23 protein-coding genes and 1 tRNA gene are annotated in these 26,812 nt (G+C 64.9%); 12 read left to right on the top strand and 12 right to left on the bottom strand.

Features of this window, described 5'->3' with window-relative positions:
- Positions 1–177: 177 nt before the first annotated feature.
- Together clpP and tig are read right to left on the bottom strand one after the other, a co-directional pair.
- A complete protein-coding gene (gene clpP, locus BJG93_RS07195; RefSeq protein ID WP_027197632.1) occupies positions 178–831 on the bottom strand; it encodes an ATP-dependent Clp endopeptidase proteolytic subunit ClpP in 654 nt (217 codons plus the stop codon).
- A gap of 195 nt (positions 832–1,026) precedes the next feature.
- On the bottom strand, positions 1,027–2,373 hold the full coding sequence (gene tig / locus BJG93_RS07190) for a trigger factor (protein WP_027197631.1): 1,347 nt from the start codon (positions 2,371–2,373) through the stop codon (positions 1,027–1,029).
- 538 nt (positions 2,374–2,911) lie between these two features.
- Here tig and BJG93_RS07185 point away from each other — a divergent pair.
- The 3 genes from BJG93_RS07185 (at position 2,912) to BJG93_RS07175 (ending at position 4,977) form a co-directional block, all read left to right on the top strand.
- Positions 2,912–4,057, top strand: coding sequence for a glycerate kinase (locus BJG93_RS07185; RefSeq protein ID WP_027197630.1), 1,146 nt, complete (start codon positions 2,912–2,914; stop codon positions 4,055–4,057).
- Positions 4,058–4,119: 62 nt separating this feature from the next.
- Entirely contained in the window at positions 4,120–4,569 is a 450-nt protein-coding gene (locus BJG93_RS07180) for a MarR family winged helix-turn-helix transcriptional regulator (RefSeq protein ID WP_027197629.1), read from the top strand.
- 120 nt (positions 4,570–4,689) lie between these two features.
- A complete protein-coding gene (locus tag BJG93_RS07175; RefSeq protein WP_027197628.1) occupies positions 4,690–4,977 on the top strand; it encodes a hypothetical protein in 288 nt (95 codons plus the stop codon).
- Positions 4,978–5,095: 118 nt separating this feature from the next.
- Here the strand turns inward: BJG93_RS07175 and BJG93_RS07170 are convergent.
- A tRNA-Leu gene (locus BJG93_RS07170) sits at positions 5,096–5,182 on the bottom strand.
- A 230-nt stretch (positions 5,183–5,412) separates the two neighbouring features.
- Between BJG93_RS07170 and BJG93_RS07165 the strand changes: the two genes are divergently transcribed.
- Complete coding sequence (locus BJG93_RS07165; RefSeq protein ID WP_027197627.1) at positions 5,413–6,249, top strand: squalene/phytoene synthase family protein; 837 nt, start codon at positions 5,413–5,415, stop codon at positions 6,247–6,249.
- A gap of 37 nt (positions 6,250–6,286) precedes the next feature.
- Here BJG93_RS07165 and BJG93_RS07160 read toward each other — a convergent pair whose 3' ends face one another.
- Positions 6,287–7,507, bottom strand: coding sequence for a DUF1501 domain-containing protein (locus tag BJG93_RS07160; protein ID WP_027197626.1), 1,221 nt, complete (start codon positions 7,505–7,507; stop codon positions 6,287–6,289).
- A gap of 138 nt (positions 7,508–7,645) precedes the next feature.
- On the bottom strand, positions 7,646–7,972 hold the full coding sequence (locus BJG93_RS07155; RefSeq protein ID WP_027197625.1) for a hypothetical protein: 327 nt from the start codon (positions 7,970–7,972) through the stop codon (positions 7,646–7,648).
- A 227-nt stretch (positions 7,973–8,199) separates the two neighbouring features.
- Here BJG93_RS07155 and ompR point away from each other — a divergent pair, with 227 nt between their 5' ends.
- The 3 genes from ompR to BJG93_RS07140 all read left to right on the top strand — a co-directional run bounded on the left by ompR (position 8,200) and on the right by BJG93_RS07140 (position 10,951).
- Positions 8,200–8,934: an osmolarity response regulator transcription factor OmpR gene (ompR, locus tag BJG93_RS07150; RefSeq protein WP_006048917.1), complete on the top strand. Its 735-nt coding sequence runs from the start codon at positions 8,200–8,202 to the stop codon at positions 8,932–8,934.
- Between the two features lie 43 nt (positions 8,935–8,977).
- Positions 8,978–10,327: an ATP-binding protein gene (locus BJG93_RS07145; protein ID WP_027197624.1), complete on the top strand. Its 1,350-nt coding sequence runs from the start codon at positions 8,978–8,980 to the stop codon at positions 10,325–10,327.
- Between the two features lie 75 nt (positions 10,328–10,402).
- Positions 10,403–10,951, top strand: a complete 549-nt coding sequence (locus BJG93_RS07140) for a peroxiredoxin (protein WP_027197623.1) — start codon at positions 10,403–10,405, stop codon at positions 10,949–10,951.
- Between the two features lie 33 nt (positions 10,952–10,984).
- On the opposite strand, the gene ispF is transcribed toward BJG93_RS07140, so the two are convergent.
- Positions 10,985–11,464, bottom strand: coding sequence for a 2-C-methyl-D-erythritol 2,4-cyclodiphosphate synthase (ispF, locus tag BJG93_RS07135; RefSeq protein WP_027197622.1), 480 nt, complete (start codon positions 11,462–11,464; stop codon positions 10,985–10,987).
- Positions 11,465–11,546: 82 nt separating this feature from the next.
- Positions 11,547–12,260, bottom strand: a complete 714-nt coding sequence (gene ispD / locus BJG93_RS07130) for a 2-C-methyl-D-erythritol 4-phosphate cytidylyltransferase (protein ID WP_027197621.1) — start codon at positions 12,258–12,260, stop codon at positions 11,547–11,549.
- Between the two features lie 121 nt (positions 12,261–12,381).
- On the opposite strand from ispD, the gene mfd reads away from it, so the two are divergent.
- From mfd to mscL, 4 genes are all read left to right on the top strand, one after another.
- Positions 12,382–15,864, top strand: coding sequence for a transcription-repair coupling factor (mfd, locus tag BJG93_RS07125; protein ID WP_027197620.1), 3,483 nt, complete (start codon positions 12,382–12,384; stop codon positions 15,862–15,864).
- Positions 15,865–16,027: 163 nt separating this feature from the next.
- Positions 16,028–17,251, top strand: coding sequence for an acetylornithine deacetylase (gene argE / locus BJG93_RS07120; RefSeq protein ID WP_027197619.1), 1,224 nt, complete (start codon positions 16,028–16,030; stop codon positions 17,249–17,251).
- Between the two features lie 86 nt (positions 17,252–17,337).
- On the top strand, positions 17,338–18,372 hold the full coding sequence (locus BJG93_RS07115) for a threonine/serine dehydratase (protein WP_027197618.1): 1,035 nt from the start codon (positions 17,338–17,340) through the stop codon (positions 18,370–18,372).
- A 101-nt stretch (positions 18,373–18,473) separates the two neighbouring features.
- Positions 18,474–18,920: a large conductance mechanosensitive channel protein MscL gene (gene mscL, locus BJG93_RS07110; RefSeq protein WP_027197617.1), complete on the top strand. Its 447-nt coding sequence runs from the start codon at positions 18,474–18,476 to the stop codon at positions 18,918–18,920.
- A 30-nt stretch (positions 18,921–18,950) separates the two neighbouring features.
- On the opposite strand, the gene BJG93_RS07105 is transcribed toward mscL, so the two are convergent.
- The 4 genes from BJG93_RS07105 to BJG93_RS07090 all read right to left on the bottom strand — a co-directional run bounded on the left by BJG93_RS07105 (position 18,951) and on the right by BJG93_RS07090 (position 23,551).
- Positions 18,951–20,924, bottom strand: a complete 1,974-nt coding sequence (locus tag BJG93_RS07105; protein ID WP_071336532.1) for a hybrid sensor histidine kinase/response regulator — start codon at positions 20,922–20,924, stop codon at positions 18,951–18,953.
- A 59-nt stretch (positions 20,925–20,983) separates the two neighbouring features.
- A complete protein-coding gene (locus BJG93_RS07100; protein WP_027197615.1) occupies positions 20,984–21,475 on the bottom strand; it encodes a response regulator in 492 nt (163 codons plus the stop codon).
- A gap of 80 nt (positions 21,476–21,555) precedes the next feature.
- The gene (locus BJG93_RS07095; RefSeq protein ID WP_027197614.1) at positions 21,556–23,166 is read right to left on the bottom strand and encodes a sensor histidine kinase; all 1,611 of its coding nucleotides are present in this window, start codon (positions 23,164–23,166) and stop codon (positions 21,556–21,558) included.
- A 16-nt stretch (positions 23,167–23,182) separates the two neighbouring features.
- The gene (locus BJG93_RS07090) at positions 23,183–23,551 is read right to left on the bottom strand and encodes a hypothetical protein (RefSeq protein WP_154671821.1); all 369 of its coding nucleotides are present in this window, start codon (positions 23,549–23,551) and stop codon (positions 23,183–23,185) included.
- Between BJG93_RS07090 and BJG93_RS07085 the strand changes: the two genes are divergently transcribed.
- On the top strand, positions 23,550–24,041 hold the full coding sequence (locus BJG93_RS07085; protein ID WP_027197613.1) for a hypothetical protein: 492 nt from the start codon (positions 23,550–23,552) through the stop codon (positions 24,039–24,041). The two genes, BJG93_RS07090 and BJG93_RS07085, sit on opposite strands and share 2 nt — an antisense overlap.
- A 140-nt stretch (positions 24,042–24,181) precedes the next feature.
- Here the strand turns inward: BJG93_RS07085 and BJG93_RS07080 are convergent, their stop codons facing one another.
- Positions 24,182–26,665 carry an AsmA family protein gene (locus BJG93_RS07080; protein ID WP_027197612.1) on the bottom strand — a complete coding sequence of 828 codons (2,484 nt, stop codon included), beginning with the start codon at positions 26,663–26,665 and terminating at the stop codon, positions 24,182–24,184.
- Between the last annotated feature and the right edge of the window lie 147 nt (positions 26,666–26,812).

Raw genomic sequence — 26,812 nt, 5'->3', positions numbered from 1 at the left:
CGAATTACATAATACGCCGTTTGCCCCCGTCACGCAGTTTGGGCGCGGCGGGGCTAGTGAGCACGATAACGGCGCTTGCCGTAGACGCCCGGACGGAAGGAACTTGAACATTCACAACCGACCCAATGACGGTTTTGCCGCAACAGGGACGACGCAGCGGGGCAAACCCGTACCCGATCAGGGACGCTTGTGCGCGACCTGGTCGACGAGGCCGTACGCCTGCGCGTCATCACCGGACATGAAATTGTCGCGGTCGGTGTCGCGCGCGATACGCTCGACGGGCTGACCGGTGTGATGCGCGAGCAGATGATTCAGCCGGTCCTTCAGGTAAAGGATTTCACGTGCCTGGATTTCAATGTCCGATGCCTGACCGCGTGCGCCGCCGAGCGGCTGGTGAATCATCACGCGCGAATTCGGCAGCGCGAAACGCTTGCCCTTCGCGCCGGCCGCGAGCAGGAACGCGCCCATGCTCGCCGCGAGCCCCATGCACAGTGTCGAGACGTCCGGCTTGATGAACTGCATCGTATCGTAAATCGCCATACCCGCCGACACGGAGCCGCCTGGGCTGTTGATATAGAAGTAGATGTCCTTGTCCGGATTCTCGCTTTCGAGAAACAACATCTGCGCAACCACCAGATTCGCCGTCTGGTCGTTCACTTCGCCCACGAGAAACACGATGCGTTCCTTCAGCAGGCGCGAATAAATGTCATACGAACGCTCGCCCCGGCCGCTCGTTTCCACGACGATCGGCACCAGACCGAGTGCCTGCGCTTCGAGATCCCGGGACGGCAGGGAGGTCAACGTGTCCAGCATTTGGGCGCGAAAGGTCATGCAATGGATCCTTGTCTGGAAATATTCCGAATATTAGCTGCTGGACACAGGTTGGTGCGACGACCCCGTATTCAAGTCCCGTCTCATGTATGCGCCGCACGACCGGATCCGTTACGACACACATTGACGCGGCACACAAAAACGGCGTGCGAGCCGTCGGTCGCTCCGACAGCCGGCACGCCGTTGCAGCAGCGCTTACGCTTGCGCCGTTGCGCTCGCCAGTTCTTCGAAGCTCACTTCCTTGTCCGTCACCTTGGCCTTGCTGAGGACGAACTCGACGACGTTGGCTTCAACGACATACGCTTCCATTTCAGCAAGGCGCTGCTGGTTCGAATAATACCAGCGGACGACTTCCTTCGGGTCTTCGTAGCTTTTCGCGAATTCGTCGACTTCGGCACGGATCTGCTCCGGCTTCGCCTGAAGTTCGTTCGCCTTCACGAGTTCGGCCAGCACGAGACCCAGCTTGACGCGGCGCTCGGCCTGCTCCTTGAACATTTCGGCCGGGATCGGCGCGTCCTTCGCGTTCGGCACGCCGCGCTGCTCCAGATCCTGGCGAGCCATCGCGACGAGGCGTTCCTGATCCTGTTCGATCAGCGCGTTCGGCACTTCCAGTTCCGCGATTTTCAGCAGTGCGTCCATCACCTGGTTCTTGACGATGGCTTGCGTGCGGCGCTTCGCTTCACGCTCGAGGTTGTCCTTGATTTCGGCGCGCATCTTGGTCAGATCGCCGTCTTCGATGCCGAGCGACTTCGCGAATTCAGCGTCGACTTCCGGCAGATGCGGCCATTCGATCTTCTTCATCGTGATCGTGAATTGCGCCGTCTTGCCTGCCACGTCCTTGCCGTGGTAGTCGTCCGGGAATTTCAGGTCGAATTCCTTCGCTTCGCCGACCTTCAGGCCGATGGCCGCTTTTTCGAATTCCGGCAGCATGCGGCCTTCGCCGAGGATGAACCCGAAGTCTTCGGCGCTACCGCCCTGGAATGCTTCACCGTCGAGCTTGCCGACGAAGTCGACCGTCACGCGGTCGCCTTCTTTCGCGGCCGTATCCGTGCCGCCGTCGCCGTGCTCGCCGGTTTCGCCGCGAGCGTGGAAGTGCACGCGCTGCTTGCGCAGGATATCTAACGTGCGGTCGATTTCCGCTTCGCTGATGCTGGTCGTGGTGCGCTCGATCTCAGCCGTGGCGACGTCGCCCAGCTTGACTTCCGGGTACACCTCGAAAGTCGCGTCGAATGCGTAGCTACCTTCCGCGGCGTCGACCTTCGGCGCGAAGCTCGGCTGACCCGCGACACGCAGATTCTCGGCACGGCTGATGTCGAAGAATTCCTTGCCGACCTTGTCGCTCAGCACTTCGGCTTCCACCTGGCCCGAATACTGTTGCGTCACCATCTTGAGCGGCACCTTGCCCGGGCGGAAACCCGGCATGCGCACGTTCTTCGCGAGTTGACGGATACGCGAATCCACTTCCTTCTGCACGGCATCCTTCGGCAGGGAAATCGTCACGCGGCGTTCGAGCTTGCCGAGGTTTTCAACAACGTTAGCCATGGCTTCAATCGTCCTAAAATTATTCGAGCGAATCAGTTATCTTCTCCGTGCTGCCCGTCGATGTCGCTTCGCATCGATTTGCGCCGCTTGCATCGATCACGCACCTGCGCCGCGGGCTTGCAGGCCGCCGGCAGCACGGTTGAGTCCAAAGAGCCGAATATTTTAGCAAACTATTCGCGCGCCTAACCGGGATTCGACGATTGCATCCAGTTTCCGCTGCATTCCAGGCGTTTTGAGGGCCATTTTCGGGTAGTTTTGGCACAGGGAGCGCGGTTCGCCGTTGGCCTGGCTATCCGGTTGGCACCCGCGCTTTCCTCCGGCGCTTTTGCGTCATGCAACGCATGGGTTCGCGCAAACGATCGCCTACGCCCGCCCCCGCCGACGCGTGGCGGCGGCGATCCCGCCTATGCCTTTCGACATATTCAGCCGACGCCCCCATGCTGATAAGCTAACGCACTCGGTCGAGCCGGCCCCCGCAGCCAGTCGTTCGATCCGCTCCAGCAACCGCTTGCAACGACTCAAACCTGCCAGAGACACCATGCCGAATTCGTCGCCCTCGCCTGTCGTCGTCATCGCTCCCGATTCATTCAAAGGCTCGCTCAGCGCGGAACAGGTCGCGCAGGCGATCGCATCCGGCATCCAGCGCGCGCGCCCCGATGCGAGCGTGCGCATCTGCCCGATGGCCGACGGCGGCGAAGGCACGCTCGACGCCATGCTCACGAGCGGCGGCGAGCGTCGCACGCTCAACGTGCGCGGCGCGGCCGGTCCGACGCGAGAAGCGCTGACAGCGCTTCTCGCGGACGGCAGCGCCATCATCGAAACCGCGGAGATCGTCGGCATTACGGACCCGGTCGGCATGGGCGTGCCGGTCGAGGCGCGCAGCACGCGCGGGATGGGCGAGGCGATTCGCGCGCTGCTCGATGCGGGCGTGCGGCGCTTTTTCGTCGCGCTGGGCGGCAGCAGCACGAACGACGGCGGCGCGGGCCTCCTGACCGGCCTCGGCCTGCAGTTGTTCGACGCGCAAGGCAACGTGCTCGAAGCCACGCCTGAGCAGCTTGCGCACGTGGCGCGGGTCGATGCGTCGCTGCTCGACGCGCGGCTTGCCGACGCGCAGTTCGTCGGCATGTCGGATGTCGACAATCCGCTGACCGGGCAGCACGGCGCGACCGCGATTTTCGGTCCGCAAAAAGGTGTGACGCCTGACCAGGTCGCGCCGATCGACGCGGCGCTCGCACGCTTCGCCGATCTGCTGGAAGCCGCGCTCGGCCGTACCGCGCGCGACCTGCCGGGCGCAGGTGCGGCGGGCGGTCTCGGCTTCGCATTGCACATGCTCGGCGCGCGGTTCGAGCCGGGCGCGGAAACGGTCGCGCGGCAAATCGGCCTCGACGCCGCGCTTGCCGGCGCCGACTGGCTAGTCACCGGCGAAGGCCGCTCCGATGTGCAGACGTTGCACGGCAAAGCGCCGTTCGTCGCGTGCGCGCATGCACGGGCCGCGGGCGTGCCCGCCACGCTGCTGTCCGGCGCGGTCGACCCCGCCGCGCTCCCGCGGCTTGCCGAATACTTCAGCGGCTGCTTTTCGCCGGCGCCGGGACCGATCACGCTCGACGTCGCGATTCGCGACGCGGCGCGCCTGCTCGCCAACGAGGCCGAGCAGCTGACGCGCTTGAAGTACGGCGTGCGTTGACCCGCGAAACGGTTGCGGCAACAATCACAGCCCACGACCGTTCCACTCATTACGGGGTGACCATGAAGGACTCCGCCAAAGCCGGGCTCGAGCAGTTCCTCACGTATCGTCTGCATGTGCTGAACAAACTGGCCGAGCGCGGCATCAGCGCGCGCTACGCGGCAAAGCTCGGCGTGACGCTACCTGAAGCGCGGGTGATTGCGTCGGTGGGATCGTTCGGACCGTTCTCGATCATGGCGTTGGCGCGCCATGCCAATCTCGACAAAAGCCAGGCGAGTCGCGCGGCCGAAGCGCTGATCCGGCGGGGACTCGTGCAGCGCGAGGCGAGCGCGGCGGACGGCCGCGTGGTGCTGGTCTCGCTGACGCCGGAAGGACGCGCGCTCTATCGCAAGGTGATGCCGATCGCGCGTAAGTGGAACGGCGATATGTTCGACTGTCTCGACGAAGAAGAAAGGGCCGCGTTCGGCGCGGCGCTCGACAAGGTGATCAGCACCCTGAGCCCGCAGGAGTGACAACGCGCGCGGCGAATCCGCGATTGAAAAGGCGCCGTATCTCGGCATCGGGCCACGCGTGTCAAAATTGAGCATTCGGCCAACGCGCCTTCACCCTATTTTCCATCCGGGGACGTCTCAGTGGATATCAACAAACAGGTCGCGGCACTCACCGCTTCGGAACTTCAGACCGCCGGCGCGAGCCAGGCGACCGCGATCGCGGTCAGCGTCGTGCTGCGTCATCTTCGTTCGCCCGAGCTGGCGAAACTGCTGTCGTCGGCATTTGAAAATCATCAGGCGGTGATGCTCCAAACGCCGTGGCCGGACCCGATGCTGCAGGCATTCGAGTCGACGCGCCGTTTCCTCGAAGGCGCCGCGCAGGCGGAATTGCCGGGCTCGCAGGAAGCCCCGGGAACGCCGGGCGCCTGAGTGACGCGTTCGCAATGAAGGGCCGCGGGCAACACGGCGGCCTTCCAGCCACCGCGCAAGAAAGAAAAAACCCCGTCGGTCCGAAGATCTGACGGGGTTTTTCTTGACTACCGATAAGTGGTGCGAGGGAGGGGACTCGAACCCCTACACCCTTGCGGGCGTCAGGACCTAAACCTGGTGCGTCTACCAATTTCGCCACCCTCGCAGCCGGGTACGCCGCGATGCGTCGCGCCCGATTGTCCTGGCACTCCCAGGGCGCGCTAAACACGTGCCCGAAAGCGTAAGCGCGAGATTCTAACCGATTGATTCGCGCTTGTCTGCACCCGGCGGTATCTGCGCGCGCGGCGCCGATGCTACAATTTTCGGCTCGTCGAGAAAAGCGCCGCGACGAACGCCGGCGCCCTTCTCGCCAGCCCTTCCCCACAATCTCATCCCGTGAATTTCGACGACTATTGCCAGCAGAAAGCGGCACCCCCAGGATCGAGTACTTACTATGCGCTTCGCCGGGCGCGCGCAGCGAGTCAGCCGCTGTTGACGGCGCTCTTCGCGTTGCGTCGCGAGCTCGAAGAAACGGTCAAGGAAACGAGTGATCCCGCGGTCGGCCGCACCAAGCTCGCGTGGTGGCACAAAGAAATCGCCGGGCTCGCCGCGGGCTCGCCGTCGCATCCCGTGTCCAAGGCGCTGGCGGCCTATCTGCCCGACGCGCGGGACGAATATCCGGCTCTGCAGGAACTGCTTGCGGGCTTCGAGATGGATCTCGACCAGGCACGCTATCTCGACTATCCGAACCTGCGGCGCTATGTGCGAGGGGTCGGCGGCAATTTTGCGTCGCTGGTGTCACGCGCCGCGGCAACGGGATTGGCTTACGGTGCCGCGCCAGCGTCGGAGTGGTCCGCGCCGCTCGGCGAGGCGCTGATGCTCGCGCAGTTCGTCGCCGAGACCGGCAACGATGCGCGTCACGGCCGCATCTATGTGCCGATCGACGAGATGCAGCGCTTCAACGTGACCGCCGCCGATCTGATCAACCGCAAATACACCGACGCGTTCACCGAACTGATGCGCTTCGAAACGCAGCGCGCGCGCGATGCGGTGCAAACCGCGCTCGCCGCAGTACCCGCCGACGCGCGGCGCGTGCAGCGCACGCTGCTCGCGCTGGCCGCGCTCGCGTTGGCGTTGCTCGACGAAATCGAGCGCGACGGTTATCACGTGCTGCATCAACGCATCGCATTGACGCCGATCCGCAAGCTCTGGATCGCTTGGCGCGCGAAGTAGTCCCGACAGCCAGGCGCGCCGATTCGCGCCGAGCCGCTCACGCCCGCAGCAAGGGCAGCGGCTCGAACCGCTGCTGCAGAATCGCCGACGCGTCCAGCCCCCACCACGGCCCGAGCACGGTCGCGTAAAGCTGACGAAAATCCACGCCGACCGGCAGATTGCCCTGTCCATCGAGCCGCGCAAGCATCGGCGGCACGCCATACAAACCGCCCCGCACGCGACCGCCCATCACGAAGTGCGGCGCTACCGTGCCATGATCCGTGCCGTTGCTCTCGTTCTCGCGCGGACGCCGCCCGAACTCCGCATAGGTCATCACGAGCGTTCCGTTCCAACGGCCGAACTCGACGAGCGCGGCGCGCATCGCCACCATCCCTTCCGAAAGCTGTTTGAGCAACGCGGCCTGCTGTCCCGGCTGGTTGTGGTGCGTATCGAAACCGTTGAGCGTCAGCCGGATCACGGCCACGCTCTGTCCGCTCAATGGCTGCTCTCGTGACGCGGGTCCCGCGGCGCTTACCTTCGGCGCGTCTGAAGCCGCCAGCAACTGCATCGCCGTTTTGATGGAGTTGCCAAACGTGCCGCCCGGAAACACCGTCTGCAACCGAGGTTGCGGTTGCACTGGGCGCAGAGGATCGGCCGCTTTCGGCATGTCGTTTTCGACGTCGAGAATAGGGGCGAGCGCCGGATTGCGCTGCGTGATCGCGCGCGCGCCATTCGCGAGCGGTCCCATTTCGGCGCTGCCGATCACGACGCCGTCGGCCGCAAAACCGGCGGACACCGGACGCATCGCGAACGCGCGCGTGAGCCAACCGTCGCGCAGATATTGATCGGAGCGCGACGCGGTGTCCCAGATCTCGATCGAACGAAAATGCGACAGGTTCGGCTGCGCGTAGCTGAGGCCCTGTACGATCGCGAACTGCCGGCTGCGCCATAGCGGCATCAGCGGCTGCAACGCGGGATGCAGCGCGGTGCGCTCGTCGAGCTGAAGCATCTGCTCGCGTTGGATACCGATGTTTTTGCGCAGCGCGTAGTACGCGGGATCGGCGAACGGGATCACGGTGTTCAAGCCGTCGTTGCCGCCTTTCAGTTCGATCAGGATCAGCAGCCTGTCGTCACCGCGCCCCGGCACAACCGGCGCACGCGACGCATTCCGCCACTGCGCATCCATCGCGTCCACCGCGCTCGACGCGCCGAATGAGCGAGGCAAGCACAGCGACGCGCCGGCGGCCGCGCTCATCGAAAGAAAGCTGCGTCGTTTCATGCTGCACCTCGTTCCGAATACGCTGCCACGCCGGTCGGACATCAGGCCGCGGCTCACCATTCACACGTCGAATATCGGATCTGGAAGTTGTCGCTGAACGCGCAACAGGATTCTTTCACGCGACGATGCGCGCGGACATTAACGCTTGTACAACTCGCGCACGGCATCTTCGATGTGTTGCCGCAACAGCCGACGCTCTTCGGGCGTCATATGCCCGTCGCGGCGACGTTGATCGAGATCGGGGGGAACGGCGGTACGCAGCATCACCTCAGAGGCAGGACGATCGATGCTCGTATTATGACGGCTGACTCTGCTATTGCCGGAGCGGGACGCATGCTCGCTCGCCGCTCGGTCCGAGGACGGCTGCGCATGGGCGAGCGTCGGGCCCAGTGTGCCTGCGAGCGTACCGGCTACCGCCAGTGCAATCACGCTCAAGCGCACAGTTGGCCAAACCCCTCCCTTCATGTTGTTCCCTTCGTGGCGCGGCAACCGGCGACCTCAGATGCGTGTACAAACCCCGGTAACAGCCGGGTACGAGAGTTTTGTCGAGTGAAGTATCCACCGAACAGCCGCATTCAGTAAAGGAGTCTAAACGCGCATACTTTACGTCGCGCCACGCCGCGGGTAAATTTTGTAACCGACTGTAACCCCAGAAATGGTGTAACCGCGCACCACTTTCTAATCGCGCTAAGATGCCGACCATGGAAACCAAAAACCCTTCGAAAATCCTCGTCGTCGACGACGATCCACGCCTGCGCGATCTTCTGCGCCGCTATCTCGGCGAGCAGGGCTTCAACGTCTACGTCGCCGAAAATGCGCCGTCGATGAACAAGCTCTGGGTACGCGAGCGCTTCGACCTGCTGGTGCTCGATCTGATGCTGCCCGGTGAGGACGGCCTGTCGATCTGCCGGCGCCTGCGCGGCAGCAACGACCGTACGCCGATCATCATGCTGACGGCCAAGGGTGAAGATGTCGATCGCATCGTCGGCCTCGAGATGGGCGCCGACGACTACCTGCCCAAGCCGTTCAATCCACGCGAACTGGTCGCGCGCATTCACGCGGTGCTGCGTCGTCAGTCGCCGTCCGAATTGCCGGGTGCGCCGTCGGAGACCACCGAGGTGTTCGAGTTCGGCGAGTTCGCGCTCAATCTCGCCACCCGCACATTGACCAAGGCCGGCCAGGAAATTCCGCTGACCACCGGTGAGTTCTCGGTGCTGAAGGTGTTCGCCCGTCATCCGCGTCAGCCGCTGTCGCGCGAAAAGCTGATGGAACTCGCACGCGGCCGCGAATACGAGGTGTTCGACCGCAGCCTCGACGTACAGATCTCGCGTCTGCGCAAGCTGATCGAGCCGGATCCGGGCAGCCCGCGCTTCATTCAGACCGTGTGGGGCCTCGGCTACGTGTTCATCCCCGACGGTGCAGCCTGAGTTTGTGCTCCGTTTTCGTTTCTGTGTCACATAAGAAGGGCCCATGCGGATCGACCGGCGCCTCCTGACGCTCGCGTTCGGCGGCCTTTTCTGGCGGACCTTTCTGCTGATCGCGCTGTTGATCGCAGTCAGTCTGGCCGCGTGGTTCCAGAGCTTTCGCGTGATCGAACGGGAGCCGCGCGCGCAGCGCGTGGCGCTGCAACTCGTCGCGATCGTCAAGCTCACGCGCACCGCACTCCTCTATTCCGATCCCGACCTGCGGCGCGCGCTGCTGCAGGATCTGGAGAGCAATGAAGGGGTGCGCGTGTACCCGCGCGAAGCCACCGACAAATACAAACTCCAACCCGACGAATCGCTCAATCGCCTGATCGAGCACGACATCCGCGGCCGTCTCGGCGACGACACCGTGATCGCGCAGAGCGTGAACGACATCAACGGCGTATGGATCAGCTTCAAGATCGACGACGACGATTACTGGGTCGCACTCGATCGCGATCAGCTCGACAACGCGACCGGCCTGCAATGGGCCGGCTGGGGCGTGTTCGCGCTCGCGCTGTCGCTGTTCGGCGCGGCGTTCATCACGAGTCTGGTGAACCGGCCGTTCGCGCGTCTCGCGATGGCCGCGCGCAGGGTCGGCTCGGGGCAATCGCCCGAGCCGCTGCCCGAGCGCGGCATGGGGGTCGCGGCCGAAACCAATCGAAGCTTCAACCAGATGGTGCGCGACCTCGAGCAGCTCGAGGCGGATCGCGCGCTGATGCTCGCGGGCATCTCGCACGATCTACGCACGCCGCTCGCGCGGCTGCGGCTCGAGACCGAAATGAGCCCGTCCGACCAGGCCACCAAGGACGCGATGGTCGACGACATCGAGCAGATGGACATGATCATCGGCCGCTTCCTCGACTACGCGCGTCCGGTGCAGCGCGTGCCGGAGCCGGTCGACCTCTCGGTGATCGCGAGCGAACTCGCCGCGCGCATGCAAAGCGAGGACAGCATGCGACTGATCACGCGGCTCGCTCCGTCGGCGGTGATCGAGGCCGATGAAACCGACATGCGGCGCGTGGTCGGCAATCTGCTCGAGAACGCGCGCAAGTACGGGGGCAGCGAAGACGATGGCGTGCCACACGTTATCCTCGAAACGCGCGTGTCGCATTCGCGCGTCGAACTCACGGTGGTCGACGAAGGCCCCGGCATTCCCGAAGACCAGCTCGCGCTCGTCACGCGGCCGTTCTATCGCGTGAATTCGGCGCGCACCCAGGCCAACGGCACCGGGCTCGGCATGGCGATCGTGCAGCGGCTGGTCGCGCGTTATCGCGGCGCGCTGCGGCTGCGCAACCGTTCGCCCGGGCCCGGGCTCGAGGTGACGATCGAGTTTCCGCTCGCGAAAGGCGCGTGAGCCGACGACCCACGGCACGGCGCGCAGCCGCCATGCGAACCATGCCGTTCTTGCGACTTCCGAAGGAGCTCAAGCATGAAAACCGTTGGCGATAAACTCGAAGCGTTCACCGTCATCGCCGCCAAGCCGGGCTTCAACCACCATGAGGAACACGGCGTCTCGGCGTTCGAAGCGATCACCGAGCAGTCGTTTCCAGGCAAGTGGAAAATCATCTACTTCTATCCGAAGGATTTTTCACTGGTCTGTCCGACGGAAATCGTCGAGTTTGGCAAGCTCGTCAAGGAATTCGAGGACCGCGACGCGGTCGTGCTCGGCGGCAGCGTCGACAATGAATTCGTGAAGCTCGCTTGGCGCCGCGAGCACAAGGATCTCGACAGGCTCAACCACTACTCGTTCGGCGACGTGAAAGGCGAGCTGATCGACCAGCTCGGCGTGCGCGACAAGGAAGCGGGAGTCGCGCTGCGCGCGACCTATATCGTCGATCCGGACAACACGATCCAGCACGTGTCGGTCAACAATCTGTACGTGGGCCGTAACCCCGAAGAAGTGCTGCGCATCCTCGACGGCCTGCAAACGGACGAGCTATGTCCGAGCAATCGGGCGATCGGCGGCGCGACGCTGTAAGCGACACCGTCGATCACCCTCACACAAGAGCCGTCAGCTCCTGATCAACAACACCGCGGCCTGCGCCTCGATGCCCTCGCCGCGGCCGAGATAGCCGAGCTTCTCGTTCGTCTTCGCCTTCACGTTCACGCGCTCGATCGGCACGCCGAGGTCCGCCGCGATATTTGCGCGCATCCCTTCGATATGCGGCGCGAGCTTCGGCGCCTGCGCGATGACGCTGCTATCGACGTTGCCGATCGCAAAGCCCGCCGCCTTCACGCGCGCCACGCATTCGCGCAGCAGCACGCGACTGTCGGCGCCGGCGAACTTCGCGTCGGTATCGGAGAAATGTCGGCCGATGTCGCCCAACGCGGCGGCGCCGAACAGCGCGTCGGTGATCGCGTGCAGCAGCACGTCCGCGTCCGAGTGGCCGAGCAGCCCGCGCTCGTACGGAATCGTCACGCCCCCGATGATCAACGCGCGTCCCGGCACCAGCGCATGCACGTCGTAGCCCTGCCCAATTCTGAAATCCATGTGCGTCACGTCCTCGAGTGCTGAAGCAATTAAAGCTTCTTTAAAGCCTTTCCAAATCGTTCTAACGGCCCACGGCCACGCGTCACGAACCGGCCGTGCGGCTCAGGATCGCGTCGGCCAGATCGAAGTCTTCGGGATACGTCACCTTGAAATTGCGCAGGCTGCCTTGCACGAGCTTCGGCGCATGGCCCGCCCATTCGATCGCGCTCGCCTCGTCGGTCAGATCGTGGCCGTCGGCCTGCGCGCGCAGGATCGCCTCGCGCAGCATGCCGATGCGGAACATCTGCGGCGTCTGCGCCTGCCACAAGCCGTCGCGCGCTTCGGTGCGGGCGATGCGGCCATCGACCGACGCGCGGTCGATCCGCTTTAGCGTGTCCGCGACCGGCAACGCCATGATGCCGCCGACCGCATCGTCCTTCAGCGATCCGACCAGCGTGCGGATCAGCGCCGGCGTGATGCCCGGGCGCGCCGCGTCGTGCACGAGCACCCAGTCGTCGTCGCGGGCGCCGAACTCGGCGAGCGCATGCAGACCATTGAGCACCGACGCCTGGCGCGACGCCCCGCCGACGCGCCGCACCGCGAAGCGCAGATTGCCGAAGCGGCGGGCGTCGAAGTGCTGGTCGTCGGGCGCGATCACGACGAGCGTCTGTGCGAATTCGCTGCACGCGTCGAATGCGGCAAGCGAGTAATGCAGCATGTCGCGACCGGCGACAGTGCGGTATTGCTTGGGCATCGCGGCACCGGAACGGCTGCCGGTGCCCGCGCACGGAATCAGGGCGAAGAGACGGGAAGTCACGAGTGCGGATGCCGCCAGGTCAAAGTAAAGGACGGATTTTATAATAGGTCCTTCGCATCCACGCCCGTACACGCGTAAACTTGGCCGTCGCGTGAGCCCCGAGCCGCCCTTTTTCTCCTTTATGCCAGACATCGCCGCAACCTCGCAGTCCTCCCCGCCCGTCGCGCTCGTCAAGGCCGGCCAGCGTTTCGCCTTCGACGGCACGCGCGGTTCGTCCGACGCGCTGCTGATCGCCCGTTACCATCTCGCGTATCGCGAGAAGATGCCGCTGCTTGCGGTGGTCTGCGAAAGCGCGGTCGACGCGCAGCGGCTGTCGCAAGAAATCGGCTTCTTCGCGCCCGATGCGCGGGTGCGTCTGCTGCCCGACTGGGAAACGCTGCCTTACGACACGTTTTCGCCGCACCAGGATCTCGTGTCCGAACGTCTCGCGACGCTGCACGATCTCGGCGAAGGCCGCTGCGACATCCTGCTCGTGCCGGCCACGACGGCCCTGTACCGGATGCCGCCCGCATCGTTTCTGGCCGCCTACACGTTCTCGTTCTCACAGGGCGAGCGGCTCGACGAAGCGAAGCTGAAGGCGCAATTGACGCTCGCCGGCTACGAGCACGTGAGTCAGGTCGTGCGTCCCGGCGAATACTGCGTGCGCGGCTCGCTGCTCGATCTGTTCCCGATGGGCTCACCGCTGCCCTACCGGATCGACCTGTTCGACGACCAGGTCGATTCGATTCGCGCGTTCGACCCCGACACGCAGCGCAGCCTCTATCCGGTCAAGGACGTACGTCTGCTGCCGGGCCGCGAATTCCCGTTCGACGAAGCCGCGCGCACCGCATTCCGCAGCCGCTGGCGCGAGACCTTCGAGGGCGATCCGAGTCGCGCGTCGATCTATAAAGACATCGGCAACGGCGTGCCGTCGGCGGGCATCGAATACTATCTGCCGCTGTTCTTCGCGGAGACGGCCACGCTCTTCCATTACCTGCCCGACGGTTCGCAACTCGCGTTCGTCGGCGATCTGGACGCGGCGATCCGGCGCTTCACCAACGACACGAAGCAGCGCTTCAACTTCCTGTCGCACGACCGCGACCGGCCGATTCTCGAACCGCGGAAGCTGTTCCTGTCGGATGAGGATTTCTTCACGTTCGCGAAACCGTTCGCACGGCTCGTGCTCTCCACCAACGGCGGCGGCGCCTGGTCGATCGCTTTGCCGAACCTCGCCATCGACCGTCACGCCGACGACCCCGTCTCGTCGCTGCGCGCGTATCTGGGCGCGACGCCGAACCGCGTGCTGTTCGCCGCCGAATCGGCGGGCCGCCGCGAGACGCTGCTGCAACTGCTCACCGACAACCAGCTGAAGCCGGCCTCGGCCGACAGCTTCGCCGACTGGCTCGCCGGCGACGCACGTTTTTCGCTCGGCGTCGCGCCGCTCGCGAACGGCTTCGCGGTGCCGGGCGACGGCATCGCGATCATCACCGAAACCGAGCTGTACGGGCCGCTCGCGCGCCGCGCGGGACGTCGCCGCCAGGAACAGGCGAGCAACGTCGATTCGATGGTACGCGATCTGTCCGAGCTGAAGCTCGGCGATCCGGTCGTGCACTCGCAGCACGGTATCGGCCGCTACATGGGTCTCGTGACGATGGACCTCGGCGAAGGCGAAACCGAGTTCCTGCACCTCGAATACGCGGGCGACAGCAAGCTCTATGTGCCGGTTGCGCAATTGCACGTGATCTCGCGCTATAGCGGCGCCGATCCGGAGAGCGCCCCGCTGCATTCGCTCGGTTCGGGCCAGTGGGAAAAGGCCAAGCGCAAGGCCGCGCAGCAGATCCGCGACACCGCCGCCGAGCTGCTCAATCTGTACGCGCGCCGCGCCGCCCGCGAGGGCCACGCGTTCGCGCTCGAACCGAAGGACTATGTGAAGTTCGCCGAGAGCTTCGGCTTCGAGGAGACGCCGGACCAAGCCGCGGCGATCGCAGCCGTGATCGGCGACATGACGAGCGGCAAGCCGATGGACCGGCTCGTGTGCGGTGACGTCGGCTTCGGCAAGACCGAGGTCGCGTTGCGCGCGGCGTTCATCGCGGTCATGGGCGGCAAGCAGGTCGCGCTGCTGTCGCCGACCACGCTGCTCGCCGAGCAGCACACGCAAACCTTCAGCGACCGCTTCTCCGACTGGCCAGTGCGCATCGCCGAGCTGTCGCGCTTCAAGTCGACCAAGGAAGTGAACGCGGCGATCCAGCAGATCAACGAAGGCTCGGTCGACATCGTGATCGGCACGCACAAGCTGCTGTCGTCGGACGTGCAGTTCAAGCGGCTCGGGCTCGTGATCATCGACGAGGAGCATCGCTTCGGCGTGCGCCAGAAAGAAGCGCTGAAGGCGCTGCGCGCGGAAGTCGACGTGCTGACGCTGACCGCGACGCCGATCCCGCGTACGCTCGGCATGGCGCTCGAAGGACTGCGCGACTTCTCGGTGATCGCGACCGCGCCGCAAAAGCGGCTCGCGATCAAGACCTTCGTGCGGCGCGAGGAAGACGGCGTGATTCGCGAGGCCATGCTGCGCGAGTTGAAGCGCGGCGGCCAGGTCTACTTCCTGCACAATGAAGTCGAGACGATCGAGAATCGCCGGCATATGCTCGAAGCGCTGGTGCCCGAAGCGCGCATCGCGGTCGCGCATGGCCAGATGCACGAGCGCGAACTGGAACGCGTGATGCGCGACTTCGTCGCGCAACGCGCGAACGTGCTGTTGTGCACGACGATCATCGAAACCGGCATCGACGTGCCGAGCGCGAACACGATCCTGATCCATCGCGCCGACAAGTTCGGTCTCGCGCAATTGCATCAATTGCGTGGCCGCGTCGGACGCTCGCATCACCAGGCGTATTCGTATCTGCTCGTGCACGATCCGCAAGGGCTCACCAAGCAGGCGCAACGGCGGCTCGAAGCGATCCAGCAGATGGAGGAACTCGGCTCGGGCTTCTATCTCGCGATGCACGACCTCGAAATTCGCGGCACCGGCGAGGTGTTGGGCGACAAACAGTCGGGCGAGATTCAGGAGATCGGCTTCCAGCTTTATACCGACATGCTCAACGACGCGGTGAAGGCCCTCAAGAACGGCAAGGAGCCGGACCTCACCGCGCCGCTCGCCGCGACCACCGAGATCAATCTGCACACGCCGGCAATCCTGCCGTCGGACTATTGCGGCGACGTGCAGGAGCGTCTGTCGCTCTACAAGCGCCTCGCGAACTGCGAACACGACGATTCGATCGACGGCATCCACGAGGAGCTGATCGACCGTTTCGGCAAGCTGCCGCCGCAAGCGCATGCGCTGGTGGAGACGCATCGTCTGCGGCTCGCCGCGAAGCCGCTCGGCATTTCGAAGATCGATGCGGGCGAAGCGGTGATCGGCCTGCAGTTCATCCCGAACCCGCCGGTCGACGCGATGCGGATCATCGAGATGGTGCAGAAGCACAAGCACATCAAACTCGCGGGACAGGACAAGCTGCGTATCGAAACGCGCAGCCCCGATCTCGCGGTGCGCGTCGCGACGGTCAAGGAGACGTTGCGCGCGCTCGGTTCGCCGAGCCGCGGCAAGGCCACGGCGACGCCTGCGCGTTGAGCGCTGCGCACCAAGGTTCGCGAATACGGCGGAAAACGTGGGGATGTCCGGCGTTTTTCGCATCGATGCTGCGCTGCGCCAACGCGCGCCCGGCTGTGGGCGAGACCTGACGAAAATGCGATTTGGGATATGATCGATAGACATAAAACGCTGGAGTCATGTCATGTCCCACGTCGCTGAAACAGCGCAATCGCCGCAGTCGTCCACCTCCCCGGCTTCGCCCGCATCGCTGCCCTGGGTCACCCGTCTGGTGTCGATGGACACGGTGAGCCGCAATCCGAATCTCGGTCTGATCGAAACGGTGCGCGACGAACTGCGCGCGGCAGGTATCGACGCGACGCTCACGCACGGCAAAGGCGGCAAATGGGCGAACCTGTTCGCGACGATTCCCGCGCACGATGGCGACACGAACGGCGGCGTCGTGCTGTCGGGCCACACGGATGTCGTGCCGGTGGACGGCCAGCAATGGGACAGCGATCCGTTCAAACCCGAGATTCGCGGTGACAAGCTTTATGGCCGCGGCACCTGCGACATGAAGGGCTTCATCGGCGCCGCACTTACGCTCGTGCCGGACATGCAGCGCGCGAAGCTCGCGAAGCCGATCCACTTCGCGCTGTCGTTCGATGAGGAAGTCGGCTGCGTCGGCGCGCCGCTTCTGATCGCCGATCTGATCAAGCGCGGCGTGAAGCCCGACGGTTGCATCGTCGGCGAGCCGACCGGCATGCGCCCGATCATCGCGCACAAGGGCATCAACGCGTATCAGTGCTGCGTGCGAGGCCAGGCCGCGCATTCGTCGCTGACACCGAAGGGCTTGAACGCGATCGAGTACGCGGCGCGCCTGATCTGCTACATCCGCGACATGGCCGACCGGTTCCGCGAGCAAGGCCCGTTCGACGAACTGTACGACGTGCCGTTCAGCACCGCGCAGACCAGCACGATCGCGGGCGGCAACGCGATCAACACGGTGCCGGCCGAATGCCAGTTCCAGTTCGAATTCCGGAATCTGCCGACGCTCGACCCCGAGCAGATCTTCGCGCGCATCGACACCTACGCGCGCGAAACGCTGCTGCCGAAAATGCTGCGCGAGCATCCGTCTGCCGCGATCGAGATCACGAAGATCGCCGCGGCGCCCGGCCTCGATTCGTCTGAACAGGCCGCGATCACGCAACTCGTGCGTGCGCTGACGGCCGATCAGGACAAGCGCAAGGTCGCGTACGGCACCGAGGCCGGCCTCTTTTCGAACGCGGGGATTCCAAGCATCGTCTGCGGCCCCGGCGACATCCAGCAGGCGCACAAGGCGAACGAATTCGTCGAACTCGAGCAGCTCGTCGCGTGCGAGCGCTTCTTGCGCAAGTTCATCCACAGCATGTCGGTCGAAGCCGCTTAGGCCATTTCGTTGCAGCGGCGCGCAGCACTGAACCTGCGCGCCGCGCCACGGGTCTTAACGACATCGACGACTCCGGAGCGACCGCCATGTCCAGCGCCTTGCCGCAGCACACGGATCACACCATCGACGGCGAGCCGATCCCCACGCTCGACGACATCGCCGCGCAGCACTTCGCGTTGACGCCGTGGGTCGCGCGCACGCCGGTGTTCGACCGGCTCGACTTCTCGTCGCTGCACGGCACGGTCGTCAATTTCAAGTTCGAACTGCTGCAGGCGGGCGGCAGCTTCAAGGCACGCGGCGCATTCACGAACCTGCTCGCGCTCGACGAGGCGCAAAAGAGCGCGGGCGTCACCTGCGTGTCGGGCGGCAATCATGCGGTGGCGCTCGCCTATGCGGCGATGCGGCTCGGCGTCAGTGCGAAGGTCGTGCTGTTCAGAGCGGCCAATCCGGCGCGCGTCGCGTTGTGCCGCGAGTACGGCGCCGAGATCGTCTATGCGGAAGATCTCGCCGAAGCGTTCGAGCTGGTGCGCGGCATCGAGGCCGAGGAAGGCCGCTATTTCGTGCATCCGTTCAACGGCTATCGCACGGTGCTCGGCTCGGCCACGCTCGGCTACGAATGGGTGACGCAAACGCCCGACCTCGAAGCGGTGATCGTGCCGATCGGTGGCGGCGGACTCGCGGCCGGAATCTCCACCGCGCTGCGACTCGCGAATCCGAACGTGCACGTGTACGGCGTCGAACCCGAAGGCTCCGATGTGATGTGCAAGAGTTTTGCCGCCAACCATACGGTCAAAATGGGCCATATGTACAGCATCGCCGATTCGCTGATGTCGCCGCATACGGAGCAATACAGCTACGAGCTGTGCCGCCGCCATATCGATCGGCTCGTGACCGTGTCCGACGACCAGTTGCGCGAGGCGATGCTGATCCTGTTCAATCAGCTCAAGCTCGCGGTCGAGCCCGCTTGCGCAGCCGCCACCGCCGCACTGCTCGGCCCGCTGCGCGAGCACTTGCAGGGCAAACGCGTGGGCGTGCTGCTATGCGGTGCCAATATCGATCCGGTCAGTTTTGCCGCGCATCTGGAGCGCGCGCGTCATAGCGAGTCACAGTTTCCTCATTAGCGACGCGCAGCGAATGCACTTGTTGCATCGCGGTTAAAAGCACTAGCCTATCCGCTTCGGGTTGGTATGATTCGGCTATTCATATCTGGGGAGGTGCTTATATGAGCATGATCAAGGAGTTTAAAGAATTTGCCCTCAAAGGCAATGTGATGGATCTGGCGGTCGGTGTGATTATCGGCGGCGCATTTTCCACCATTGTCAATTCCGTGGTTAAAGACCTGATCATGCCGATTGTCGGGCTCGCTACCGGCGGCCTCGATTTCTCCAATATGTTCATTCGCCTCGGCCATATTCCGGCGACTTACAAAGGCAACCCCGAATCGTATAAAGACCTGCAGACGGCGGGCGTGGCGGTGATCGGCTACGGTTCGTTCATTACCGTGCTGATCAACTTCATCATTCTCGCGTTCATCATTTTCCTGATGGTCAAGTTCATCAACAATCTGCGCAAGGAGCCGGAAGCCGCGCCGGCTGCGGCCCCGCCCCCGCCGGAAGACGTGCTGCTGCTGCGCGAGATCCGCGATACGCTAAAGGAACAGCAGCGTTAATCGCCAGATAAAGCTCGGCTAAGGCTCGGCTTACGCACCCTTTCGCGCCTTCAATTGCGCCGCGCTTTCAATCGTCGCCTCGAGCTGGCCGAAATTGACAGGCTTGGTTAGATGCGACGTAAAACCCGCGCTCAAGCAACGGCGCACGTCCTCGTCGGTGCCGAAGCCGGTCAGCGCGACGGCTGGCGCCTCGGAATGTTCGCGAAATGCCTTGATGAAATCGAGGCCGGTGCCATCCGGCAACCCGACATCGCTGACGACCAGATCGAACGTCTGCAACTGCGTGGCCGCCAGCGCATCGTCGATGCGCCCGACCACCGTCACCTGATGACCCAGCCCGCGCATCAATTGCGCCATCACGTCGGCGGTATCGGCGTGGTCCTCGATCAGCAGCACGGTCAGCGGACTCGCGGGCTGCACGGTGCTCGGCACGATGACCGGCACAGTGGCGGCCGGCGCGGCCGCGGTCGGCAGCGTGATCGTGAAGGTCGCGCCGCAATGCGCACCCGGGCTCTGCGCGGTCACGATGCCGCCGTGCACGTCGGTCAAAGCCTTCGTGATCGCGAGACCGAGGCCCAGCCCGCCGAACTGCCGCGTCATATTCTGATTGCCCTGCTCGAACGCGTTGAACAGCTTGCCGATCTGCTCCGGCTCGATGCCGATGCCGGTGTCTTCGACCGAGATCTGCACGTGCATGCGTTCGTCGCACGTGCGCACGTAAATATGGCCGCCGTCCGGCGTGAACTTCGCGGCGTTGCGAATCAGATTCCACAGCATCTGCTGCAGGCGCGCGCGATCGGCGAGCACGTAGTGATGGGTCGCGTGCTTGTCGATATGCACGTCCTGCTGCTTGACCTGGATTTCGCTGCGAAAGAGTTCTAGCACGCTGTCGATTACCTCGTGCACGTCGACGGTCTCCAGCGACAATCGCAGCTTGCCGTTCGCGACCCGCGTCAGGTCGAGCAGATCGTCGATCAGCCGCGCCTCCAGCTCGACGTTGCGGCGGATCATGCGCACGCTCGCGCGCGCCTGCTCGGGCAGTTCGGGGATCATCTCCAGCACGCTCGCGCCCGCGAGCACCGGCGTAAGCGGCGTGCGCAATTCGTGTGACAGCATCGCGAGAAAGCGGTCCTTTGCGCGATTCGCTTCTTCGGCGGCCTGGCGCGCGGCCTGCTCGGACTCGAGCAGCCGCTCGCGCTCTGCGATCGCCTCGCGCTGCGAATGGATGTCGGTGCAACTGCCGAACCATTTGCTGACGTTGCCATCGGCGTCGCGCATCGCGACCACCCGCACGTCGAACCAGCGGTACTCGCCGTCGTGGCGACGAATCCGCAGCTCGTGCCGATAGTCGCCGCTGCGGCTCGCGACCGCTTTCAACCAGCTTTGACGGACCTGCTCGCGATCGTCGGGGTGCACGGCGTTGAGCCACGCGAGACCGTGCAACGCGTGCTCGGGCAAGCCGGTGTAGTCGTACCACTGCTTCGACTGGAAGTCGCAATCGCCGGCCGCGTCGCAGGTCAGCACGAGATGCGGCAAGGCCTCGGACAGCGTACGGTAATGGAGCTCGCGATCGCGCAGCAGCAGCGCTTCGTCGGACGCGCGTTGCAGCCGCACCTGCGACAGCACGCGCTCCACGGCCTCCGGCAGATAGTCGAGATAGTCGCCGGACTTCGGCACCACGTCGGACACGCCCGCGCGCAGTGCGTCGATCACGCGCGATTCGTCGGTGAAGCCGGTCACGAGGATCGCCGGAACGCGCACGCCCTCCGCGCGCAGACGCCGGAAGAAGTCGAGCCCGGTCTCCGGCCCGCTCAGCTGATAGTCGAGTACCAGCAGATCGGGGCGGCCGCTCGCGAGGTGATCACGGGCCGCTTCGACACCGGCGCAGATCGCCACCCGGCAGCCGGCGCGTTCGAGCGACTTGCGCGCGAGCCGCAGGATGCCCTCGTCGTCATCGACGACGAGCACATACGCGGCGTGCGGGATGGACACTTCTTCGGTCATGCAGGTGCTCTCTGGCTGAGTTCAGTGCTTATGTTGTCATGAACGGCTTTCGGACAGCTTCAGGGCGGGCCGAGCCGATACCCCGCCGGCAGCTTGACCACTTGCAGGAAAAAACCAAGCCGGCGCACGGCTTCGATGAACGCATCATATTCGACCGGTTTGCAGATATAGACGTTGCAACCGAGCTCGTAGCAACGCGCAATTTCGCGCGGGTCGTCCGTGGTGGTCAGCACGATCACCGGCACGGCCGCCGTCTCGGGGGCTTCCTTCAGCCGCCGCAGTACCTCGACGCCATCGACGCGCGGCATCTTCAGATCGAGCAGCACGACGAAATTCGCCAGATTCTCGCGCGGCGGATACGGACGACCGTCGGCATCGCTCAACGGCTGCGCGGGCGCGGGGCCGAAGAAGTAATCGAGCGCCTGCTGGCCGTCGCGAAAGCGCACGAAGCGGTTCGACACGCCGGCGCGGCGCAGATTACGCTCGACGAGCGTCGCGTGGCCATCGTCGTCTTCGATCAGAACGATGCTGACCGTTTGCGCGTGATTCATAAGCTCTCCGTGCTAACGATTCGTCATCCGCGCCGCCGGTCGGCTGGCAGCGGCCCCTCTCGCGCCGGCATGCGCCTCGCTCAGAGGCGCACCGGCTGCTCGGGCAGCACCACGAAAAAAGTCGATCCCGCGCCTTCGGCCGATTCGACCCAAACACGCCCGCCGTGCCGTTCGACGGTGCGCCGCACCACCGCGAGGCCGATGCCCTCGCCGCTCGCGACGTCCCCATGCAGACGCTGGAACGCGCGAAACACCTTCGACAGATACGCGGCCGGAATGCCGAGCCCGTTATCGCGGACGTAATAGGTGCGCATCCGGACCGCGCGCGGCTCGCTTTCATCGACGGGTTCGGGCTCGAGCGCGCCGACCTCGATGCGTCCGCGGCGCGCCGGATCGAGGAAAGTCAGCGCATTGCCGATCAGGTTGCTGAAAATCTGTTCGACCGCCGCCGGATCGCCCCATGCGGGCGGCAGCTCGCGCACCATGACGCTCGCCGCGCGCTGCTCGATCGTGCCTTGCAGCGCATCGACGACGCGCGCCACCGCGCGCCCGACGCTGACCCGCTGCCACTGGTATTCGAGCCGTCCCGCGCGCGAGATACGCAACAGCGCATCGATGATCGCCGCCGCGCGAGCGACCGCGGTGTGTAGATAGTGCAGCGACTCGCGCGCGTCGCCATCGAGGATCTGCGTGATGCGCCGCTGTTCGTTGGCAGGCAGACGAGCCTGCCCGACGAGGCCGTCGAGTTCGTCGCACGACACGTGCAGCTCGTTCGAAAACCCCTGCAGATTGACGAGCGGCGAGCGCAGGTCGTGCGACACGCTATCGATGAACATCTCGTTGTCCTGCGTTTCCTGGCGCAATGCCTCATTGACCGATGCCAGCTCGCGCGCGCGTGCTTCGAGCTCCGTCTTCAACGCCTGCTGCCCCGCTTCGGCCTCGCGCAGCCGCGCATCGGTCTGATGCAGCACCGTGTCGAGCGCGGCGATTTCGTCGCTGCCCGACAACGGCGCCGCGAGCGGACGGCTGCTGCCTAGCCGCTCGGCGTTATCGGTCAGCACTTCGAGGCGCTGGCCGATGCCACGCGCGAACACGAAGGCGGTAATCGCCCAGATCAGCATCGAGCCGAACACCGCGGCGATCAGCGCACGCTGCTGAAGCTCGCGCCGCTCGCCAAGCGCGGTCGAGCGCTCGGCGTCGAGCTCCGAGGCCGCCGCGCCGAACTGCGCCAGCTCCTCGCGGAACACGGCGATCTGCTCCGGCAACGCGCCGGTTTCGAGCGCGATATAGGGGCGTAGACTGCGGCCCTCGCGTAACGCCTGCGAGATCGCGACACTTTGTTGACGATATGCGTCGATCGCGCGCCGCATGCTGCGTACGCGCTCAGCCTGGCCCGGTGTTTCGGCGACGAGCGCATCGAGCTTCGCGAGCCGGTCGTTCAGGTCGATCCACACGGCGGGGCGGTCGATCAGCGATGCGTTGCCCGTCACCATCGCGGTGCGCACGCGCGCGGCCTGGCGCAGCAGCGGATCGACGATGGCCGACGACTGATAGAGGATCTGCTTGCTGTTATCGACCCATCGCGCGGCCTGCGCGGTCCGCTGCTGCGAATCGAAGACGGCCCCGAGCAGCGCGAGTTCGACCGCGCTCGGTATCGCGATCAGCAGCAGGCCTTTGGTGAATAGTTTCATGGTTCCGTCAGGGCGTTCAGGCTGCGATCAGGCTGTCACTCGAACGGCGGGGCTCGCGCATACCCGTCGCGCCCTCGAAGGCGCGCACAGCGCGGCCAGACGGGCCATTATCGACGTGAATGGCGGATATTTCAACGGCGCGCCAGCAAGCGTTCGACCACACAAAAATGACTTTTTTATTGGGATGGGATGTTTTTTCCGCGCCGCCTGCGTCTATGATGGAGACAGGTGTGCTGGGATGCAAATGCGCGCGGCGAGGCGGTTCGGCATGATTCGTGCGGAAGGCGGTGGGGCGATGCGGCAGCGTCGAATCATCGTGAATCCGGCCTTGTCGTATGCTATAAAAGATCGACGTGCGGCGCGCCAAAGCCGGGAGTGGTCGCATGAGGACGCAGCGTTTCTTGCAATTCTTTTTCAGGCGAATTTTTATGTCCTTCCCGAAAAAGCGTCGACGCGCGAAGGTGGACGGCGACGAGTCGTTCCTCGCGGTTCTGCGGCATTTCAAGCCGTTCGGCCAACTCGACACGAAGATCGCGCGGGCTCGCGCGCAGGACGAACCGGTGCTCTATGCCCACGTGCTGCCCGGACTCGACGTGCTTCTATGCAGTGTGCGCGGCGCGCAGCCACCCTACCCCGCACCCGCCGAATTACGGCGGCGCTGCATCGAATCCATTACCAACGCGCTGGAGCAGCCGCTCGACGGTCTCGAGAACGGCGGCTACTGGTACGAGGCCGACGGCTTCGGCTTCCTCGTGTTCGCGAGCCGTGCGCGCAGCAAGATCCTGACGGAGTTCGGTGCGACGCGGATCGGCACGCGCCGCGGCGTGCGTCGCCAGGACGCGTCCGGTGATGCAACACCGCGCTCGCTCAGATAGCGGCGATCAGCCACCCTGAAGTTCAGGGTTACTGACGGGTCGTTCTCTTCGCTTCATTCCAACCCTGGCTCGACGGCCACCGCGCGCAGTGCATCGCGCGGCATCGTGCCGTGATTCGACGATCGCATCATCGACGCGCATCAGCTGCCCTTGTATTCGGCCGCGCTCGCCGGCGACGGCGTCGCGGGCTTGCGCTCCACCGCGGCGGGCGACGACGCACCGGCTGAAGACTTGTTGACCGGCGCGCCCTCCAGCGACATCGGCGCCTTCGGCGCTTGCTTCACGCCCGGCGGGGGCGCCTTCGGCGCCTGCCGCACTTGCGCGAGCAATCGCGCACACGGCAGCGGCTTGTTGTTGCTCGGCGCGAGCAGCGGGATCAGCGCCGCGAACGGATTGATCAGCCCGAGCCCGACCGCCGCGCCGCCGCGCAACGCGAGCGCCGCCGCATTGACGCCGACGTGCGGATCCTTGAAGGTGCCCTTCACGTACAGCGGCGAGCGCAGCGAAAACACCCGAAAGCCCTTCGTATGCGGATGCACGCCCAGGTCCATGGTCTCGTCGCGCAGATTCACGTGACCGTCGATGTTGATCACCGCGTCGCCGGTGTCGAGCGCGAACACGCGTGCTTCGAGCACGCCGTCGGTGGCGACGAAATCGGCGGCCGCGCAGTTGATCTTCACGTCGTTCGTGCCGAACAGCTTTTCATAGACGACGTTCGCGACGTTGAGCCCGGCGGCCTCCATCAACAGACGGCTCACGGTGCCTTCGGTCACGAGCGCCTTCAACTCGCCGTTCGAGGTCGCCGCGAGCGCCGCCGGCGAATTGCCGGTCGCCGACAGCGACGCATCGCCGTTGATCTCGCCCAGCGCGCTCTGCATCGTCTTGAAGGTCGGGAACAATTGCTTCAGCTTGACGTGCCGCGCCGACATCGCGAAGCGGCCTTTGAGCGGCGCCGCGCTGCCATCCAGATGAATGTCCGACGCGAGCGAGCCGCCCGCGACGCCGAACTTCAGCGGTACCAGCGACAGCACGCCGTCGGTCATCACCACGTGCGTGTACAGATCCGTGATCGGCAGGTTCGCGTTCTTGACGATGCGCCGGCCGGTGAACTTGACGTCGGCGTCGATCGCCTTCCAGCGCTCGGTGCGGAACTCCTCGACCGGCAGCGCGCGGTTGCTCGGCTGCGCGACCGCGTCGCCGCGCTTCGCCTTGCTCTTGTTCGAATCGGCACCGATCACCGGCGCGAGATCGGAGAACTGCAACAAGTGCGACTCGAGTTCCCCCTGCAACAGCGGACGCGGCTTGCGCGCAGTGTAGGTCAACGAACCATTGAGATCGCTGCCGCCGACCCGGCCTGTAAAGTTTTCATACGTGAACACGTTGCCGCTCGATTTGAACCGGCCGATCAAATGACCCTCGGTCGCGTACGGCGGGGTCTCGGGCAAGGTCACGCCGGTCAGCGTATACAGCCGCGCCATGCTGTTGCCCTGCAGCCAGAGACGCAGATCGAGCGCCGCGAGATGCGCCGGATCGGTGATCGTACCGACGAAGGCAATATGCAGGTCGCCGGCTTTGAGGTCGGCCTGCACCGGGAACGGCCGGTTCGTATCCTGCAGCGCGAGCACGCCGCCGAGCTTGCCGCTGCCCGACATCGGCGCGCGGTTATACGTGCCCTTGGCGGTCCAGGCGATCGCATAAAGCGGCGTCGCGCGTGTGGCGCCAGCTGCGCTGCCGCTCGCCCCCGATACAGCCGCGGCGGGGGCGGCGCTCCCGCTGGCGGTTTCGGCTGGCGCGGCGGCGCCGCTGGTCGCGAGCGCGCCGGAACTCACGGCCGCGCCTGACGTGGCGGATGCGCCCGAGGCGCCCGACGCCTGAGCTGCCGCTTCATAAGCCGCCGCGGCGGAAGCCGCCTTCGCCTCCGAGGCCGCCTGCGCCTCGGCCTGCGCGGCCAGCTTGCTCGCGCCCGCGCGGCCGATCGCCTGCGCCGACGCGCTGCGCGAGGCCGCCTCCTGCTGCTTGAGCGCGTCGCCGATCGGGATCGGCTGTCCGAGTGTATCGACGACGATCTGCAGCTCGATCTTCTTCTGCTGATCCGACAGCGCGATATTGCCCTTCGCGAACGCGATATCGTGCAGATCGAGCTTCCACTCGGACGGTCCGCTCGAGGACGGCAGCTTGAAGGTCCAGTTATTGCGTCCGTCGAGCAGACGCTCGACATCGACCGACGGATTCACGAGATTGATCGCCGGAATCACGATGTCGTGCGCGAGCAGCGGCAGCACCTCGACCTCGAAGTCGATTTCGTCGAGCGTCGCGAACTGCGGGTGTTTGGTCCAGTCGGGATTGCCGATCGTGATGTTGGCCGCCGAGAAGCGCGGCCAGGGCACCCAGCCGCGCCAGCCGGTTTCGCCGACAGGATGACGCAAGCCCACTTTCAGATCGCCGTTGATCGCGAACGGCCGGCCGATCGCCTGGCTGACCTTGTCGTCGATATAAGGCCGTGCGCGGTTCCAGTCGAAGGTCAGGATGAAGATGACGAGCGCGACGATCAGGATCACGAGCGCCGCCAGCAGCCATGCAAGGATTTTTGCGATCCGTCGTCCGGTGCCGCTCGACACTGCCATTGCAAGGCTCCGCGTGTTCTTCTACGTTGCGCAAGCTGCAGCAGTTATCGTGCCCAACACGCTACGATGATTCGCCGCGCTTGTCGTGCGTTGTCGCGCCCTCGCGTTTTATCATGGCGCACGCTTTTCCCGCGGACCAACCCTTAC

This window comes from Paraburkholderia sprentiae WSM5005, assembly GCF_001865575.2.
Lineage (GTDB): Bacteria > Pseudomonadota > Gammaproteobacteria > Burkholderiales > Burkholderiaceae > Paraburkholderia > Paraburkholderia sprentiae.
The sequence above is the reverse complement of the archived record's forward strand: the minus strand, read 5'-3'. Positions and strand labels throughout refer to the sequence as shown.

Excerpts from the sequence above, each read along its gene's own strand:
- mscL (WP_027197617.1), top strand. The coding sequence starts at position 18,474 with ATGAGCATGATCAAGGAGTTTAAAGAATTTGCCCTCAAAGGCAATGTG.
- BJG93_RS07155 (WP_027197625.1), bottom strand. The coding sequence starts at position 7,972 with ATGAAGGGAGGGGTTTGGCCAACTGTGCGCTTGAGCGTGATTGCACTG.
- BJG93_RS07100 (WP_027197615.1), bottom strand. The coding sequence starts at position 21,475 with ATGAATCACGCGCAAACGGTCAGCATCGTTCTGATCGAAGACGACGAT.
- mfd (WP_027197620.1), top strand. The coding sequence starts at position 12,382 with ATGCCAGACATCGCCGCAACCTCGCAGTCCTCCCCGCCCGTCGCGCTC.
- clpP (WP_027197632.1), bottom strand. The coding sequence starts at position 831 with ATGACCTTTCGCGCCCAAATGCTGGACACGTTGACCTCCCTGCCGTCC.
- ispF (WP_027197622.1), bottom strand. The coding sequence starts at position 11,464 with ATGGATTTCAGAATTGGGCAGGGCTACGACGTGCATGCGCTGGTGCCG.
- BJG93_RS07095 (WP_027197614.1), bottom strand. The coding sequence starts at position 23,166 with ATGAAACTATTCACCAAAGGCCTGCTGCTGATCGCGATACCGAGCGCG.
- BJG93_RS07185 (WP_027197630.1), top strand. The coding sequence starts at position 2,912 with ATGCCGAATTCGTCGCCCTCGCCTGTCGTCGTCATCGCTCCCGATTCA.
- tig (WP_027197631.1), bottom strand. The coding sequence starts at position 2,373 with ATGGCTAACGTTGTTGAAAACCTCGGCAAGCTCGAACGCCGCGTGACG.
- BJG93_RS07080 (WP_027197612.1), bottom strand. The coding sequence starts at position 26,665 with ATGGCAGTGTCGAGCGGCACCGGACGACGGATCGCAAAAATCCTTGCA.
- argE (WP_027197619.1), top strand. The coding sequence starts at position 16,028 with ATGTCCCACGTCGCTGAAACAGCGCAATCGCCGCAGTCGTCCACCTCC.
- BJG93_RS07180 (WP_027197629.1), top strand. The coding sequence starts at position 4,120 with ATGAAGGACTCCGCCAAAGCCGGGCTCGAGCAGTTCCTCACGTATCGT.
- ompR (WP_006048917.1), top strand. The coding sequence starts at position 8,200 with ATGCCGACCATGGAAACCAAAAACCCTTCGAAAATCCTCGTCGTCGAC.
- BJG93_RS07145 (WP_027197624.1), top strand. The coding sequence starts at position 8,978 with ATGCGGATCGACCGGCGCCTCCTGACGCTCGCGTTCGGCGGCCTTTTC.
- BJG93_RS07085 (WP_027197613.1), top strand. The coding sequence starts at position 23,550 with ATGAGGACGCAGCGTTTCTTGCAATTCTTTTTCAGGCGAATTTTTATG.
- BJG93_RS07105 (WP_071336532.1), bottom strand. The coding sequence starts at position 20,924 with ATGACCGAAGAAGTGTCCATCCCGCACGCCGCGTATGTGCTCGTCGTC.
- BJG93_RS07090 (WP_154671821.1), bottom strand. The coding sequence starts at position 23,551 with ATGCGACCACTCCCGGCTTTGGCGCGCCGCACGTCGATCTTTTATAGC.
- BJG93_RS07115 (WP_027197618.1), top strand. The coding sequence starts at position 17,338 with ATGTCCAGCGCCTTGCCGCAGCACACGGATCACACCATCGACGGCGAG.
- BJG93_RS07140 (WP_027197623.1), top strand. The coding sequence starts at position 10,403 with ATGAAAACCGTTGGCGATAAACTCGAAGCGTTCACCGTCATCGCCGCC.
- BJG93_RS07160 (WP_027197626.1), bottom strand. The coding sequence starts at position 7,507 with ATGAAACGACGCAGCTTTCTTTCGATGAGCGCGGCCGCCGGCGCGTCG.